General features: G+C 73.2%; 16 protein-coding genes. 11 read left to right on the forward strand and 5 right to left on the reverse strand.

Features of this window, described 5'->3' with window-relative positions; genetic code table 11:
* The 4 genes from RBH18_RS38010 to RBH18_RS38025 form a co-directional block, all read left to right on the forward strand.
* On the forward strand, positions 1–365 hold a 365-nt coding region (locus RBH18_RS38010), incomplete at its 5' end, for an ABC transporter permease subunit (protein WP_456237648.1).
* Complete coding sequence (yjfF, locus tag RBH18_RS38015) at positions 362–1378, forward strand: galactofuranose ABC transporter, permease protein YjfF (protein ID WP_306215347.1); 1017 nt, start codon at positions 362–364, stop codon at positions 1376–1378. The genes RBH18_RS38010 and yjfF, both read left to right, overlap by 4 nt.
* Positions 1379–1498: 120 nt before the next feature.
* Entirely contained in the window at positions 1499–2452 is a 954-nt protein-coding gene (locus RBH18_RS38020) for a hypothetical protein (protein WP_306215348.1), read from the forward strand.
* Between the two features lie 170 nt (positions 2453–2622).
* The gene (locus RBH18_RS38025) at positions 2623–4266 is read left to right on the forward strand and encodes an RICIN domain-containing protein (protein WP_306215349.1); all 1644 of its coding nucleotides are present in this window, start codon (positions 2623–2625) and stop codon (positions 4264–4266) included.
* A 33-nt stretch (positions 4267–4299) separates the two neighbouring features.
* On the opposite strand, the gene RBH18_RS38030 is transcribed toward RBH18_RS38025, so the two are convergent.
* Positions 4300–5619 (reverse strand): hypothetical protein, encoded by a 1320-nt coding sequence (locus RBH18_RS38030; RefSeq protein ID WP_306215350.1) that lies wholly within the window; start codon positions 5617–5619, stop codon positions 4300–4302.
* A gap of 137 nt (positions 5620–5756) precedes the next feature.
* Between RBH18_RS38030 and RBH18_RS38035 the strand changes: the two genes are divergently transcribed.
* On the forward strand, positions 5757–6419 hold the full coding sequence (locus tag RBH18_RS38035; protein ID WP_306215351.1) for a class I SAM-dependent methyltransferase: 663 nt from the start codon (positions 5757–5759) through the stop codon (positions 6417–6419).
* Here the strand turns inward: RBH18_RS38035 and RBH18_RS38040 are convergent.
* Positions 6383–7795 (reverse strand): hypothetical protein, encoded by a 1413-nt coding sequence (locus tag RBH18_RS38040; protein WP_306215352.1) that lies wholly within the window; start codon positions 7793–7795, stop codon positions 6383–6385. The genes RBH18_RS38035 and RBH18_RS38040 overlap by 37 nt on opposite strands.
* A 261-nt stretch (positions 7796–8056) precedes the next feature.
* Here RBH18_RS38040 and RBH18_RS38045 point away from each other — a divergent pair, with 261 nt between their 5' ends.
* Genes RBH18_RS38045 through RBH18_RS38055 form a run of 3 tightly spaced genes read left to right on the forward strand, consistent with a single transcriptional unit; the run spans position 8057 to position 9401 of the window.
* Positions 8057–8326, forward strand: coding sequence for a hypothetical protein (locus tag RBH18_RS38045; RefSeq protein ID WP_306215353.1), 270 nt, complete (start codon positions 8057–8059; stop codon positions 8324–8326).
* 50 nt (positions 8327–8376) lie between these two features.
* Positions 8377–8745 (forward strand): YciI family protein, encoded by a 369-nt coding sequence (locus tag RBH18_RS38050; RefSeq protein WP_306215354.1) that lies wholly within the window; start codon positions 8377–8379, stop codon positions 8743–8745.
* Positions 8742–9401, forward strand: coding sequence for a Type 1 glutamine amidotransferase-like domain-containing protein (locus RBH18_RS38055; RefSeq protein WP_306215355.1), 660 nt, complete (start codon positions 8742–8744; stop codon positions 9399–9401). Before RBH18_RS38050 ends, RBH18_RS38055 begins: the two co-directional genes overlap by 4 nt.
* A gap of 43 nt (positions 9402–9444) precedes the next feature.
* On the opposite strand, the gene RBH18_RS38060 is transcribed toward RBH18_RS38055, so the two are convergent.
* Complete coding sequence (locus tag RBH18_RS38060; protein WP_306215356.1) at positions 9445–10632, reverse strand: MFS transporter; 1188 nt, start codon at positions 10630–10632, stop codon at positions 9445–9447.
* Between the two features lie 74 nt (positions 10633–10706).
* On the opposite strand from RBH18_RS38060, the gene RBH18_RS38065 reads away from it, so the two are divergent.
* Both RBH18_RS38065 and RBH18_RS38070 read left to right on the forward strand, forming a co-directional pair.
* A complete protein-coding gene (locus tag RBH18_RS38065; RefSeq protein ID WP_306215357.1) occupies positions 10707–11264 on the forward strand; it encodes a TetR/AcrR family transcriptional regulator in 558 nt (185 codons plus the stop codon).
* Positions 11265–11275: 11 nt separating this feature from the next.
* The gene (locus RBH18_RS38070) at positions 11276–12391 is read left to right on the forward strand and encodes a flavin-containing monooxygenase (protein WP_306215358.1); all 1116 of its coding nucleotides are present in this window, start codon (positions 11276–11278) and stop codon (positions 12389–12391) included.
* Here RBH18_RS38070 and RBH18_RS38075 read toward each other — a convergent pair.
* Positions 12356–14020 carry an FAD-dependent oxidoreductase gene (locus tag RBH18_RS38075; RefSeq protein WP_306215359.1) on the reverse strand — a complete coding sequence of 555 codons (1665 nt, stop codon included), beginning with the start codon at positions 14018–14020 and terminating at the stop codon, positions 12356–12358. The genes RBH18_RS38070 and RBH18_RS38075 overlap by 36 nt on opposite strands.
* A gap of 21 nt (positions 14021–14041) precedes the next feature.
* Positions 14042–14251 carry a hypothetical protein gene (locus tag RBH18_RS38080; protein WP_306215360.1) on the reverse strand — a complete coding sequence of 70 codons (210 nt, stop codon included), beginning with the start codon at positions 14249–14251 and terminating at the stop codon, positions 14042–14044.
* Positions 14252–14469: 218 nt separating this feature from the next.
* Between RBH18_RS38080 and RBH18_RS38085 the strand changes: the two genes are divergently transcribed.
* Positions 14470–15267, forward strand: coding sequence for a nitroreductase family protein (locus RBH18_RS38085; protein ID WP_306215361.1), 798 nt, complete (start codon positions 14470–14472; stop codon positions 15265–15267).
* The last annotated feature ends 295 nt before the right edge of the window (positions 15268–15562 follow it).

A 15562-nucleotide genomic window follows, 5' to 3' on the forward strand; every position in this document is an offset into this window, starting at 1 on the left:
TGACCCTGCTCGTCTACGTCTTCGCGGGGCTGTGCGCCGGCATCGCGGGGCTCATCTACAGCTCGAACGTGTCCAGCGCCGACAGCAACGCGGCCGGCAACCTCATCGAGCTGGACGCCATCCTCGCCGTCGTCATCGGCGGCACGGCCCTGACCGGCGGGCATTTCTCGCTGGCCGGCACCACGCTCGGCGCCGTCCTCATCGAGGCGCTGAACGTCACCACGGTCACGCTCGGCATCCCGGTCGAGACCACGCTGCTCTTCAAGGCGGTCGTCGTGGTCGTCCTCTGCCTGGTCCAGTCCGCGACCTTCCGCACATTGGTCCTGCGGCGTCGCAAGACCGCCGTTGTCGAGGTGACAGCATGACGGCGCTCGGCACGACTCCCGCCACCAACAAGCAGGCGCCGCCCGCGCGCAACCGGGTCTACCGGCCGCGGATGCGGCAGCTGCCGGTCCTGGCCACCCTGGCGCTGCTGGTCGTCATGTACGTCATCGGCACCGCCAACTACCGCGGCTTCTCCGACACCCAGGTCGTCCTCAACATCCTCGTCGACAACGCGTTCCTGCTCGTGGTCGCGGCCGGCATGACGTTCGTGATCCTGACCGGCGGCATCGACCTGTCCGTCGGCGCCGTGGTGGCCCTGACCACGACGCTCGCCGCCACGCTGCTCGACGCGGGCTGGCCGCCGGCGGTGGTGCTGCCCGCGATGCTGCTGGGCGGCACGCTCTTCGGCACCGGCATGGGCGCGGTGATCCACTTCTTCAAGATCGAACCGTTCATCGCCACGCTCGCCGGCATGTTCCTCGCCCGGGGGCTGGCGCTGCTCATCAACCGCAACTCGATCACCATCACCGACGGCTTCTGGACCTCGGTCGCCCAGCAGCGCATCCGCTTCGCCCCCGGCGTGTTCATCTCGTCGAGCGTCGTGGTCGCCCTGGTGGTGGTCCTGATCGGCGCCTACGTCCTGGCCTACACCCGCTTCGGCCGTACGGTCTACGCCATCGGCGGCAACGCGGACTCCGCGCTGCTCATGGGCCTGCCGGTGGGCCGCACCCGGATCGGCGTCTACGCGGTCAGCGGCTTCTGCTCGGCGCTGGGCGGGATCCTGCTCAGCTTCTACATGCTCTCCGGCTACAGCCTGCACGCCCAGGGCCTCGAGCTGGACGCGATCGCCGCCGTGGTGATCGGCGGGGTCCTGCTCACCGGCGGGTCCGGCTATCTCTTCGGTACGGTCCTCGGCGTGCTCGTGCTGGGCCTGATCCAGACGATCCTCACGTTCCAGGGCACGCTCAGCTCGTGGTGGACCCGCATCGTCGTCGGGGCGCTGCTGTTCGCCTTCATCGTCCTGCAAAGACTGGTCACCCGCCGGGTGCGCTGATCCTTCCCCGCAACGGCGGTGTCGCGGAACCCCCTTCCCGCGACACCGCCGTTTCCTTCATCCCCGGGGCTCCCGGCTGCGTAGTCACTGAGGACAACCGCCGAGTACCAGGAGTCCGCCGTGGACCAGCAGCCGCCCACCGACCCCGGCCCCCTCCCCCCGATCTCCGACTACTGGCCGGACGCGCCGCACCGCACGGGGCCGCCGGCCGGCTTCGACGACGCGCCTCCTCCGCCGGGACCCGCCATCACCCTGCGGACCCGCGCCGAGCCCGGGCGCCCGCGCCGGCGTACCGGGCTCGTCGTCACGCTGGTCCTGCTGGTGGTGATCGCCGGCGCCGGCTACATGCTGTGGGACAACGGCACGCTGGACCTGCGGATGCCCGCCGCCGGCCCCGCCGCGCCGGGCCTCGCCCCGGACCCGTCCCCCGGCCTCAGCAGCACCGGCCCCGGCATCGACGCCCCGGCGACGACCGTCACCGCGCCGGCCGGCGGCCGCACCGGAGCGGCCTTCGAGCTGGTGAGCAACGCCGCCCTGGTGCGGCTGGACGTGGCCGACCTCGCCGGTGACCTCTACCGGGTCACCGCACCGCAGGGCAGCAGCGTGACGCCGCGCGTGGTCGAGGCGGACGGCACGCTCCGGCTCTTCCTGGACCCCACCGGCCGCGCGGGCGACGAGGAGGTCGAGGTGACCCTCGCCGGCGACGTGCGCTGGCGGCTCACCCTCACGGGCGGGGTCAGCAAGGCCCTGCTCGGCCTCGGCGCCGCCAAGCTGGACCGGCTCACGCTCGCCGGCGACGCGGCCGACCTGTCCGTCGAGCTGCCCCGCCCGAGCGGCACCCTCCCGGTCCGCATGTCCGGCGGCATCGACCAGTTCACGGTCACGGCCGGGCGCGACGTGCCGGTCCGGGTCAGGATGCGGCGCGGCGCCGGCGAGGTGACCTTCGACGGCCGCCGGGACGAGGGCGTGGCCCGCGACGCGACCTTCCAGAACGACGCCTTCGCGAAGGGCGGCAACCGCATCGACCTCGACGCGACCGCCGGGGTCGGGACCCTGAACGTGGCACGCGGCTGACGGGCGGCGTCAGCGTGGACGGTCGTGATCACGACCAGGCGGTCCGCCCGGCGTTCATCGCGGCGTCTCCGTCTGTTCACGGCGGCTTCCGACCTGAAGGTAGCGGGACGCGCACTCAAGGTGACAGCTTGATCGGCGTCATCGGGGCGTGATCTCGAACGGGAGTCACATTGAACATCGGAGCAGTCCTGCGCCGGGCGGCGGCGGGGGCCGTCGCGCTCGGCACGCTGGTCGCCACGGCCGTCGTGGCCGGGCCGGGGGTCGCGCGGGCGGCGATCACCCCGGCCGCGGGCATCCAGATCCGCGCCGGGCACTCGGCGAAGTGCCTGGCCATCAAGGGCGGCAGCCTGGTCGACCAGGGCGCGCTGATCCAGTACACGTGCGGCGACAACTACGCCAACGACAAGTTCCGGGTCGAGGCGCGGACCGGCGGTTACCTGATCGTCGGCAACCAGTCGGGCAAGTGCCTGGCCGACCCCGGCAACTCGACCGCGAACAACACCGCGATCGTCCAGCTGACCTGTGCCGACACGTACCGCAACAACCTCTGGAAGTTCGAGGCGGTGGCCGGGCGGACGACGTTCCGGGTCCGCAACGTGTTCAGCGACAAGTGCCTCAACGTGCCGTCCAGCTCGCAGGACATCAACGTCGCCGTCGTGCAGTACACCTGCGGCACGAGCACGACCGCGCTGAACGACCAGTTCTACTTCCCGCCGTCGCTGGGCAGCACGATCGGCGCGCTGTCGCCGCAGGCCGACGGGCCGATCGTGGCGGTGCAGGGCGGCGCGGCGGCCGGGGCGGCCCTGGGCCCGCTGGTCTACGCCTACACGAACGACGCCGGTCGCCTCTACCGGGCGTACCAGAGCGACCCCGGCTCGACGTCGACCACCGTGTGGGAGACCGTCGGCGGGCTCGACCAGTACGCCGGGCACCCCGCCGTCGCCGTCCAGGCCGACGGCCGGGTGCAGGTCGCCGCGCGCAACGCCGTCGACGGCGACGTCAACCTCACGACGCAGACCACCAAGGGGGTGAACACCTTCGGCACGCTGGCCGACGTCGGGGGCACCAGCCCCGAGCAGATCGTCACCGGCAAGCTCCCGGACGGCAAGCTCGTCGGCTTCGAGGTGTTCAACGGGCGGCTGTGGCACCTGCCGCAGGACGGCACCTCCCTGCCGATCGGCAAGTGGCGCATCGTCGGTGAGGGCGCCTTGGTGGGCGAGCCCGCCGTGGTCACCATCCGTGACGGCCTGCGCGTCTTCGTCCGCAACTCCAGCGGAGCCGTGCTGACGGCCGCCTACCGCAACGGCGCGCTGGGCGACTTCACCAACCTGGGCGGCAGCTTCACCGGTACGCCGTCCGCCGTGACGGTCACCGGCTACTACACCTGGGTCGCGATGCGGGACACCGACGGCCGCATCGTCGTGAAGGGCGAGCACAGCGACGGTACGTTCGACGCCGCCTGGACCCCGATCAGCGACGTCGTGGCCGCCGGCGACCCGAGCATCGTGATGGATCCGCTGTCCGGGGCGCTCGCCGTGGTCTTCCTGACCACGAACGGCTACGTCCAGCCGGTGCTGGAGACGGGCGCGAGCAGCGGGACCTGGCACGACGTGGCGGCGAACGAGCGGCCGGTGCGCACCGACCCGAAGGTCCTCACCTTCGCCTCGAACGGCGGCTCCACCTGGGGCTACACGACGCGGGACGCGACCCTGACGCCGTACCTGTTCACCCGGAGCGACGTGCAGCCGGGCGCCCGGGCGGCGGGCACCTCGATGTTCACCGGCCAGGCCCTGCCGAGGCCCCCGGCGAACTGACCGGAGCGAGACCCTTCCGGACGAGCCCCGGCCTCAGGACCCGCGGATGTCGCGCAGGAGGCCGGGGATCGTCCGGAGGTTCGCCAGCGGCGGATAGTCCGCGTAGGTCATGTAGGCGAACGGGTTGATCAGCCCGATCGTCGCGATCACCACGCCGGCCGCGAACAGCACGAAGAACGCCACCCGCAGCAGGCGTCCGCCGTCCAGCACCGGGTGGAGGAAGAAGAACAGCAGCGGCAGCAGCGGGACGAACCAGCGGATGCTGTAGCTGTAGCCGCCGTAGTTGTTGGAGTAGAGCAGGTAGTAGGCGACGATCGGCACGGTCACCACGACGGTCACCAGCGCCTCGCGGAAGAACGGCCGGCTCGGGCGCAGCTCGCGCAGCAGGAACGGGATCGCGAGGAACAGCAGCGGGCTGTGGTGCAGGAAGCCGCGGGAGCCGATCAGCGCGGTGAATACGTACCAGGCGAGGAACGACCCGGAATTCATGCCGGCGCCGGTGAGCATCGAGGGCTTCCAGAACGTGCCGGGATACTGGAAGTACTCGGTGACCAGCTGCACCGGCACGAAGCTGCCGGAGATGTGGTGGTTCACCAGCAGCGGCGGCACCGCGGTCAGCAGCACCGGAAGCAGGTACCACCCCACGTGGCGGCGCAGCGTCCGGTCGGCGAGCACGTAGAGCAGGAACCCGCCGTAGACCGCCATGATCGGCAGGTCCGTGCCGCCGGTGAGCGACAGGAACACCCCGGCCAGAAAGATGCTGAGCCGCACCCGCTCGCCGTGCCGGGCGCGCAGCAGGAAGAAGAAGCCGATCGCGACCCAGGACGCGGCGAGCGAGTGGTTGTTGAAGGTCGCCGACCAGGTGAAACAGAGCGAGCCCAGGCCCAGGGCCAGCGTCAGCCAGATCCGCTTGCCCTCGGTCAGCGGCGTGTAGCGCAAAGCCTTGAAGAAGGCGACCAGGCCGAGGAACCACGACAGCTTCACCGTCAGGAGCGTGATCAGGTAGTAGGCGAGGTTCCAGCCGTAGCCGAGCTTGAGCCCGAGCGCCGACAGCGGCCAGTAGACGACCGCGCCGAGCAGCGCCGGCCCGGTCAGCTTGTCGGAGAAGTAGTGCCCGCCGATGAAGACCTTGTCGCCGGTGGTGTGGAACGGCGTCCGGTCGATCCGGAAGGTGTGGAAGTCGACGACGGCCTGCACGGTGCCCATCCGGCTGGCGTCGCTCCAGCTGATCACCTTCGGCATGACGGTGATCAGCCCGACGACGGCCAGCGCGAGGAAGACCCACCGCACCGTCGCACCGGACGGCCGTCGCACCACCACGGTCCGCCCGGGTGATTCCGCCGTCATGGTCATCTGTACCCCGTTCCTGCGTGGTCCCGGCCGCGCTCGCCGGAGACCCCGGAGGCGAGCCGCCCATTTTCCCCTGCGCAACATGAATGGCGGCTGAACACGGCAAAGGGATTCCGCGAAGACTGGGTAGGGTGCCGGGCGTGACGACCGATCCGAGCACTGTGGAACTCCGCGAAGCGCACGACAAGCTCGCCGCCTTCTATCTCGAGCACCTCGACGGGCTGCTCGACCGGATGCCCGTCGAGCGGATGATGCTCGCCTTCTTCGGCGAGGTGACGCGCGCGGCGGGGGTGGGCACCGAGGTCCTGGACGTCGGGAGCGGCACCGGGCGGCTGATCCCGTACCTCCAGGGCCTGGGTCTGAGCCCGCGCGGCGTCGACCTGGCGCCGGAGATGGTGCGGGTGGCCCGCCGGGATCATCCGGGGGTGGACTTCCGGGTCGGAGACCTGCGGGCGTTGCCCTTCGCGGACGGGGAACTGGCCGGCGCGGTGTGCTGGTACTCGCTGATCTTCCTGGCGCCGGAGGACCGGCCCGTCGCCTTCGCCGAGCTGGCCCGGGTCGTCAAGCCGGGCGGTCACGTCGTGATCGCCGCGCAGGACGGCGACGGCAGCCGGCAGCGGCGGGGCAGGTCGACCGGCCTGGGCATCGAGTTCGACGCCTACTGGATGCCGGCGGACGAGGTGGAGGAGCGGCTCACCGCGGCCGGCTTCGTGCCGGTGTTCCGCGGGAGCCGCCCGCCGGAGGACATCGAGTCGGTGCCGGGCAACTACTTTCTGGCGAGGCGGCCGGCGCCGCCGGTGTAGACGGTGATGCCGAGCGCGCCGGTGTCGAGGCGGCCGTCGGCGGCGATGGCGAAGCGCCACCGGTCGTAGCGGGTCTGGCCGAGCACGATGACCACCCAGACCGCGTCGGCCCGGCCGGCCAGCTGCTGCACGCGCTCGAGGTCATGCCCGCCGGGTGCCGACCCGAGGATGAGCACGCCGATGCTCGCGGGGAGGCCGGCCGGTCCCCCGCCCAGCGCGACGGTGTGATCGCCGTCGCCGCCCTCGGCCTCGGTGATGGCCTCGCGGACCCCGCCCAGCGACGTGAGCCGCGGGCCGCCGGCCAGGTGCGGGCGGACGTCGCCGGCCACGACCCGGACGCCCTCGGCCCACGGGCTGGTGGTGAGCTCCTCGGCCCACGAGGCGATCAGGGCCCGGGCCGCGGCGCCGTCGCCCTGCAGGCTGATGATGCCGGTGGCCTGGCCGAGGTCGACCAGCTCGCGGACGCCGCCCGCCACGCCGAGCGTCACCAGGCGCGGGCACGGGCTGCCGACGTCGCCGGCGGGCAGGGCCTGCAGGTCCCGCAGCGGCGCCTGCCACACACGGCCGTTCTCCACGGCTTCCCACGGCGAGGTGGGGCTGTCGTCGGGAGCCGCGAGGCGCAGCACGATGCGGGTCTCGTCGAGCGAGACGCCGTACACGGCGGGAACCGGACGGCCCGCGGCGCCGGCGCCGGTGACGAGCACCCGCAGGGCCCGGTCGACAGTCCAGGCCGCCGCGGTGTCGAAAATGCGCGAGGGCGGCGCGGCCGCCACGGGCCTGCCCCGCTGCTTGGGCACCCGCGGGGCGGCACCGGGCGCGGCCGGCCGGCGCCGGCGCAGCAGCAGCCAGGCGACGATCGCGAGGCCGGCGAGCACGAGCACGCCGGCGACGATCAGCACGATGAGCAGCGCCGGGGACGACTTCTCCCCCGCCGGCGCCGCGGCCTGGCTGGGCGCCGGGGCGGGCGCCGACGCCGCCTCGGTCGCGGGGGCGCTGGGCAGCGGGCCGACCTCGATGCCCTCGCCCTGGGCGTCCTCGGGCAGGATCAGGATCCAGCCGGGCTCGATCTCCTCGGGCTTCTCCAACACCCGTCCGTCGGGCTGGACCCGGCCCTTGTTCAGCTCGAACAGCTCGGGGTTGCGGTCGCCGTCCCCGAGGAAGCGCTCGGCGATCTCGTAGAGGAACTCGGGCTCTCCGTTGTAGGACGACCGCACCCGGTAGTACTTGACGTCCTCGCGGCGCTGAGCAGCGACGCCGAGCGACGAGACCGGGGCGGCCGAGGCGGCGGAGACCGCGGGCGCGGCAACCACCGGCACGGCGAGCAACAGACCCAGCACCGCGGTGGCGGCTCGGCGGAGGGTTCGACGGGGGCCCATGGGCAGACTTCCTCGCGGCGAGATCATGGATCACTGACGGCCACACCATACATTTACGCGGCGCGATGATCTCAGCCTCCCGTTCGCGCAGGTCAGCCGGGCACGGCCCGCGGTGATCGACGCCTCGACGCCGCGCGACTCCGCCGCCCCCAGCGAGCTACGCGACCGCCCCGGTCACCGGCGAGCGTAGAACGTGCCCTGCTCGGCGAGGCGAACGAACCAGTCCGCCTCGGGCGACGTGCCGGTCAGCCAGACGGCCACATGGCGCAGGTCAACTCCCCCGCCCGGGTCGGCACCCCGGCGGGCGTCAGCATCACCGCCGCCGGCGAGGAGCTGCTGCGGTGGGCGCACGCGTGGCAGGACGAGGCCGTGCGCGCCCTGACCGCCGGCTGGCCCGCCGAGGACGTCGACACGCTGCTGACCCTGATGGACCGGCTGGTCGACGCGCAGACCCGCCTCGCCGCGGGCGGCGGAAACCTGCGGCAGAATTCTTCCCGTCGCTCGTCCGATCCGGGGTCGGGTCGTTCGTAGTACCGGCAGGAGGCAACCGGTCGAGGTTGCCGGGACAAGGGAGTCATGACATGCCGCGGTACCTGATCTCGTTCGACGACGGCGGGATGGACCACATCACCGCCGAGGAGCTGCCCGAGGTGGGCAAGGCCTCGCACGCGGTGATCCGGGAGGCCGTGGACGCCGGCGTGTTCGTCTTCGGCGCCGGGCTGCAGAGCCAGCGGGCCGCCGTCGTGGCCACCGACGGGCTGGTCACCGACGGGCCCTACCCGGAGACCAAGGAGGTCATCGGCGGGTTCGTCGTCGTGGACGTGCCCTCGCGCGAGGCGGCGCTGCCGTGGGCCGCGAAGATCGCCGCCGCGTGCCGGTGCGCCCAGGAGGTGCGCGAGCTGCTGCCCGACCCGGAGCTGGACGCGTGGCTGCGCGAGGGGGCCCGGTGAAGCTCCTGCTGACCTCCGGCGGCGTCACGAACCCCAGCATCCAGGCGGCGCTCGTCCGGCTGCTGGGCAAGCCGATCGCCGAGTGCCGGGCGCTCGTCATCCCGACCGCCCAGTGGGGCCACCCGATGTGCGGCCCGGACTCGGTACGCGGGCTGATCGCCGCCGATCCCCCGGCCGACTGGCGGTTCCTCACCGGCCTGGGCTGGGCGTCGCTCGGCGTCCTCGAGCTGACCGCGCTGCCCACCATCGGCGCGGACCGGTGGGTGCCGTGGGTCCGCGAGGCCGACGTGCTCCTGGCCGACGGCGGCGACGCGACCTACCTCGCCCACTGGATGCGCGCATCGGGGCTGGCCGAGCTGCTGCCGACGCTGCCGAACAAGGTCTGGGTCGGGGTCAGCGCGGGCAGCATGGTGCTGACCCCGCGGATCGGCGACTCCTTCGTCGAGTGGCCGGGCGCCCCGGACGACCGCACCCTGGGCGTGGTCGGCTTCTCGATCTTCCCGCACCTCCACCTCTTCCACACCCCGGCGGACGCCGAACGCTGGGCCGCGGACATCGGCGGCCCGGCCTACGCCATCGACGAGCAGACCGCCCTCGCCGTCGTCGACGGCGCGGTCGAGGTCGTCTCCGAGGGAGAGTGGATCAAGTTCGGCTGACAGGGTACGGGCCGACAGCCGTGCCGTTCCGGGCCCGGCCGGCTCAGACGGGCTCGTGCTGGGCTTCGGAGGCGGCAGCCGCCGGCGTACGCAGGGCCGGGGCGGCCACCGCGGCCACGGCGACCAGGGCCAGCACGGCGACCATCGCGCCGCGCAGGCCGTAGTGCTCGCCGAGGAAGCCGAGGACCGGCGGCCCGACCAGGAACGCGACGTAGCCCACCGTCGCGACCAGGGACACGCGGGCCGTCGCGTTGTCGCCCGAGTCGCCGGCCGCGGACAGGGCGACCGGGAAGCCCAGCGCCGCGCCGAGGCCCCAGAGCAGCACCGCGGCCGCCGCCACGGCCTGGTTGTCGACGATGATGACCAGCGCGACGCCCGTCCCTCCGATGACGGCGCTGGCGCACAGGACGGCCGCGCGGCCGAAGCGGTCGAGGAACCAGTTGCCGCCGAAGCGGCCGATCGTCATGGCCGCGGCGAAGAGCACGTAGACCGCGGATCCCCACGCCGGGGCGAAGCCGTGGCCGTCGACCATGATGAGGGGCAGCCAGTCGTTGGCGGCGCCCTCGGCGAGGGCCATCGCGAGCACGATGACGCCGATCAGCAGGAGACGCTTGTCGCGCCAGACCGCGGGGCCCTTGGCCGCGGTGCGGGCCGCGGAGCGCCCGGTGCCCGGCGGGATCTGCCGGACGGCGATCAGCGCGACCGGCAGCGTGAGCACCCCGACCGCGACGAGGTGCCACTGCACCGGGAAGCCGGTCGCCGTGAGCACCATGCCGGCCAGGGCGCCCACGACCGTGCCGAAGCTGAAGAAGCCGTGCAGCGTGGGCAGCACGGGCCGGTCGATGAGGCGCTCGACGGCGGCGCCCTCGACGTTCATGGCGACCTCGCCGCCGCCGACGCCCAGGCCGAAGAGGAACAGCCCGGCCGCCACGACCAGGCTCTGCGACAGCGCGGCGCCGCCGCCGATGACGAAGAGGCTCGCGACGGCCGAGAGCGCGCCGGCGGCGACCACCGGGCGGGTGCCGAAGCGCTGCACGAGCAGCCCGGAGCTCAGGATGCCGGCCATGGATCCGGCCGACAGGCCGAAGAGCACGAGGCCCATCTCCGCCGTCGACGCACCGAGCAGGTCACGGATCGCCGGGGTGCGCGTGACCCACGACGAGATGCCCAGCCCCGGCACGAAGAACAGCGCGAAGAGCGCGGCGCGGCGCCGGGCGGTGGCGGTGTCCATGGTGTCTCCCTGCACGACGTAATCTGTGTACGAACGTACACACTTTCCGGCGGCGCGACCGCGAGGAGGATCACATGGCCGGGACCCGGCGGGTCGCCAACGATCCCCGGCGCAAGCAGCGCATCCTCGACGCCACCCTGGCGGTGATCGCGGACCACGGCGTGCACCGCACCACGCACCGCCGCATCGCCGAGCGGGCGGGGGTGCCGCTGGGCTCGCTCACCTACCACTTCGCGAGCCTCGACGCGATCCTCGAGCAGGCGTTCCGGCACCTCGGCGAGTCGATGTCCGAGCGCTACGGCGCCGCCCTCGCCGCGGCCCCCGACCTCGCTGCCGCGTGCGCGGCCGTGACGGACCTCATCTGCGGCGACGAGTACGGGACCGAGCGCGAGCAGACATTGATCTACGAGATGTACGCCTACGCGAACCACAACGCGACCGTCGCGGAGACCGGCCGCCAGTGGCTCGCCCGCAGCCACGCCAGCCTGCAGACGCACTTCTCGGAGCGGGCGAGCCGGGCCATCGACGCGCTCATCGAGGGCTGGTCGATCCACCAGGCGTACGAGCGTAAGCTCCTGGATCGCGCGCTGGTGCTCGACACCGTGACCGCCCTGGCCGAGCGCCTCCGCTGACGGGAGACCCAGTGACCGACGTGATCGTGCTCGGGGCCGGTGCCGCCGGGCTCGCCGTGGCGGCGCAGCTCAAGACGCGGGGCGTGGACTCCGTCGTGCTCGAGCGCGGCCCGGGCGTGGCCACGAGCTGGCGGGGCCGCTACGACCGGCTCAAGCTCCACACCACCCGGCGGCTGTCCGGCCTGCCGGGATTCCCGATCCCCCGGGCGTACGGGCGCTGGGTGCGCCGCGACGACCTGGTGCGCTACCTGGAGGCGTACGCCGATCGCTTCGGTCTCGACGTGCGCACCGGCACCACCGTCACGGGTGTCGAGGCGGGCCCCGACGGCTGGACCCTGCGCCTGGGCGACGGATCCGAGCAGCCGGCGCGGACGCTGGTCGTCGCCACCGGCTATCTGCACACGCCGGTGGTGCCGCCGTGGCCGGGCCGCGAGCGGTGGACCGGCTCGCTGACGCACTCGGCGGAGTACCGCGACGCCGGGCCGTACCGGGGCAAGGACGTGCTGGTGGTCGGGCCGGGCAACAGCGGCGCCGAGATCGCCTCGGACCTGGCGGCGGGCGGGGCCGCGGCGGTCAGCCTGGCGATCCGCACGCCGCCGCAGATCGTCCGGCGCCAGACCGCGGGCTGGCCGGTGCAGCTGAGCGGCGTGCTGCTGAGCGGGCTGCCGGAGCCGGTGTTCAACGCGATGGCCGCGGTGCAGTCCCGGGCCGAGATTCCCGACCTGCGGCCGTACGGGATCCCGCGCCCCGTGACGGGGCTGAAGACCCGGCTGCGCACCGAGCGCTACGTGCCGCTGCAGGACGTCGGCATCGTCCGCGACGTGCGGGCCGGCCGGGTCCGCCCGGTCGCCGCCGTCGAGGGCTTCACCGAGACCGCCGTGCAGCTGGCCGACGGCACGAGCCTGCGGCCCGACGCGGTCATTGCGGCGACCGGGTACGGGACCGGGCTGCGCGAGCTGTTCGACGATCCGGCGCTGTTCGACTCGACCGGCGTGCCGCACGTGCACGGGGGCGCGGCGGCCCGGCCGGGGCTCTACTTCGTGGGCTACGACGTGACGCTGGGCGGGATGCTCCGGCAGGGGGCGCTGGAGTCACGCCGCGTCGCCCGGGCCATCGCCCAGTCGTAGCGCGCCCGGGGCCGTGGCCGGCACGGCGGGGTGGTGCGGCGGCACCGGGGGCACCCGCACGTAGGGATCCCCGAGCGGCGGGCGCGGATCCGGCTCGCCGTTGTTCGGCCACATCGCGAGGGCGCGCTCCGCGAGGGCGGTGATCGTGAGCGACGGGTTGACCCCGGGGTTGGCCGGGAGCACCGAGCCGTCGACGATGTGCAGGCCCGGGTGGCCGTACACCCGCTGGTAGGGATCGCACACCCCCGCATCGGGACCGGATCCGATCGTGCAGCCCCCGAGGAAGTGCGCGGTGATCGGCCGGTTGGCGAGCTCGGTGACCGAACCCATCGGCACCCCGCCGATCTTCGCCGCGACCCGGCGGGCCACGTCGTGGGCGGCCGGCACCGAGACGGGATTCGGCGCGCCGGCGCCGGGCCGGCTCGTGAGGCGCCCGTGCCGGCGGACCAGCGTCAGCGAGTTGTCCAGCGTCTGCATCCCGAGCAGCACGATGCTCTGCTCCGACCAGCGGCGCGGGGAGACGTACAGGGGGAGGTCGCGTCCCGCCCGCGCGACCGTCGCCACGGCGGTGAGCCAGCGGGGCCGGCGCCCGGTGTCGCTGACGAGCGCCGTGGCGAGCGCGGCGAGCAGGTTGCTGCCCGGCCCGTAGCGGAAGGGCTCGATGTGGGTCACCGCGTCGGGATGGATCGACGACGTGATGGCGACCCCGCGATGCAACCCCTTCTCCGTACGGGCCCGCGCGCCCACGATCGACTCCGAGTTCGTGCGCGTGAGCTCCCCGAGCCGGGGCGACAGGTGCGGCAGCAGTCCCTTGTCGCGCATCCGCAGCAGCAGCCGTTGCGTCCCGAGCGCGCCGGCCGCGACGATCACCTGCCGGGCCGTGAACGTCTTCCTCCTCCTTGTCCGCACGACGTAGCCGTCCCCCCGCGGGCGGATCGAGGTCACTGTCGTGCGGGGATGCACCGTGGCGCCGGCCCGTTCCGCGAGCCACAGGTAGTTCTTGACGAGCGTGTTCTTGGCGCCGACCCGGCAACCGGTCATGCACGAGCCGCACGTCGTGCACGTGCGCCGCTCGGGACCCGCCCCGCCGAAGAAGGGATCCGGCACCCGCGCGCCGGCCCGCTCACCGTCGCGGGAGAAGAGGACCCCGACCGGCGTACGCCGATAGCTGTGCTCCACCCCCAGCTCGGCGGCCACCTCCCGCAGCACCACGTCCGCCCGCGTGGTCAGCGGGCTCGTCACCACGCCGAGCATCCGCGACGCCTGGTCGTAGCAGGGCGCCAGCTCCGCCTTCCAGTCCGTGAGCCCCGCCCAGCGCCGGTCGGCGAAGAACGTGTCCGGCGGCTCGTACAGCGTGTTGGCGTAGCCGAGCGAGCCCCCGCCGACGCCCACCCCGGACAGCACGAGCACGTCCCGCAGCATCGTGAGCCGCAGAATCCCGAAACACCCGAGCGCCGGCGCCCAGAGATAGTCCCGGACCCGCCACGACGTCCGCGCGAACTCGTCGTCCGCGAACCGCCGGCCGGACTCCAGCACCCCGACCCGGTAGCCCTTCTCGGTCAGCCGCAACGCGCTCACCGAGCCGCCGAACCCGGACCCGATGACGAGGACATCGAAGTCGTACGCCATCCGCCGACCGTGACACCGCCCTCAGCGCGCTGTCAACCGCCGCTCCGCGGCCGCATGCCACCAGCCCGGCGGCGACGGACCGGCGACGAGCGAACTCGGCTGACCGGGATGCAACCCGACCCGGCGCAGCGCGTCCTCGTCGACCCGGACGTCGAACCACCCGTGCCAGTGCCCGTCCGCCCCGATGCCGCAGCCGAGCCCCCAGCGGACCTCGTCATCCGCGAACGGCATCCAGTCGATGCCCCGGTCCCGCAGTCAACGCCGTAGCGCCGCCATCGGCGACGGACAGCCGGGCAGATTCTCGTAGCCCACAACGGACAGCATCCGCCCACTCTCCCCGTCCCGGGCGCCGCCCGTCAACGGAGATCCGATCAGGCCGGGACCCGCGTGATGCTCCTCGCACCTTCGCGATGGCCAATCAGGCGGGGACGGGCGGATACGTTGGCGGCGTGACGACTGCTTCCGCGCGCTACGGCGTACCCCTTGATCTCGGCGTCTCCACCGGCGTGCTGGAGCTGCAGCTGGCGCGCCGGTCGGTGCGCAAGTTCACCGACCGGCCCGTGAGCGACGCCGAGCTCACCGCGATCGTCGCGGCGGCGCAGTCGGCCGCCACCTCGTCGAACCTGCAGCCGTGGAGCGTCGTCGCCGTCCGGGACCCGGAGCGCAAGGCGCGCCTGGCCGAGCTGGCCGGGCAGCAGGAGTTCGTCGCGCGGGCGCCGCTCTTCCTCGTCTGGGTGGCGGATCTGTCGCGGGCGCGGCGGCTGGCCGGGGCGGCGGGCACGCCCCTGGACGCCGCGGACTACCTGGAGACGACGCTCATCGGGTTCGTCGACACCGCGCTCGCCGCGCAGAACGCCGTCGTGGCGGCGCAGTCGCTCGGGCTCGGCAGCGTGTTCGTCGGCGCGGTGCGCAACCATCCGGCCGAGATCGCGGCGGAGCTGGGCCTGCCGCCGCACGCGGTCGCCGCGTTCGGGCTGGCGGTCGGCGAGCCCGACCCGGCCGAGCAGGCGGACGTCAAGCCCCGGCTGCCGCAGGCCGCCGTGCTGCACCACGAGCAGTACGACGCCGCCGCGGCCGATGCGCACATTCCGGCCTACGACGAGCGGCTGGCGGCGTACTTCCGGCGTTTCGGGGGTGCCGGCACGTGGAGCGGGCGGGTGCTCGCGCGGCTGCGCGGGCCGGAGTCGATGGCCGGGCGGCACACGCTGCGCGAGACCCTGACCAAGCTGGGCCTGCCCTCACGTTAGGGCCTGTCCGGCCGATCATGGCGTCGGGAAACCGTCTCGCCGAGCGAGTGCCATTGCGGTATCGGGCGTCCATGGTCCGACTGTGCCCGCAAGGGAGGTGCTCCACCCTGGTTGGAGGCGCACAGGCTGGGGGTCCGATGGCGACGGTTCCGTTCCAGGAGCAGTTCCTGGCGGTGGCGCAGTGGGCGGGGTTGCCCGCGCAGGCGGCAGGGTTCGCCACCTGTGTGCGGCGGGCCACCGCTGATCCGTACATCTTCGAGCACACCGTGATCGTGTTGCGGGCCGCCGACACGGA

This window comes from Actinoplanes oryzae (assembly GCF_030757795.1).
In the GTDB taxonomy this organism is placed as follows: domain Bacteria; phylum Actinomycetota; class Actinomycetes; order Mycobacteriales; family Micromonosporaceae; genus Actinoplanes.

Excerpts from the sequence above, each read along its gene's own strand:
- RBH18_RS38080 (WP_306215360.1), bottom strand. The coding sequence starts at position 14,251 with ATGCCGTTCGCGGATGACGAGGTCCGCTGGGGGCTCGGCTGCGGCATC.
- RBH18_RS38030 (WP_306215350.1), bottom strand. The coding sequence starts at position 5,619 with ATGACCATGACGGCGGAATCACCCGGGCGGACCGTGGTGGTGCGACGG.
- RBH18_RS38045 (WP_306215353.1), top strand. The coding sequence starts at position 8,057 with ATGGCGCAGGTCAACTCCCCCGCCCGGGTCGGCACCCCGGCGGGCGTC.
- RBH18_RS38075 (WP_306215359.1), bottom strand. The coding sequence starts at position 14,020 with ATGGCGTACGACTTCGATGTCCTCGTCATCGGGTCCGGGTTCGGCGGC.
- RBH18_RS38040 (WP_306215352.1), bottom strand. The coding sequence starts at position 7,795 with ATGGGCCCCCGTCGAACCCTCCGCCGAGCCGCCACCGCGGTGCTGGGT.
- RBH18_RS38065 (WP_306215357.1), top strand. The coding sequence starts at position 10,707 with ATGGCCGGGACCCGGCGGGTCGCCAACGATCCCCGGCGCAAGCAGCGC.
- yjfF (WP_306215347.1), top strand. The coding sequence starts at position 362 with ATGACGGCGCTCGGCACGACTCCCGCCACCAACAAGCAGGCGCCGCCC.
- RBH18_RS38060 (WP_306215356.1), bottom strand. The coding sequence starts at position 10,632 with ATGGACACCGCCACCGCCCGGCGCCGCGCCGCGCTCTTCGCGCTGTTC.
- RBH18_RS38050 (WP_306215354.1), top strand. The coding sequence starts at position 8,377 with ATGCCGCGGTACCTGATCTCGTTCGACGACGGCGGGATGGACCACATC.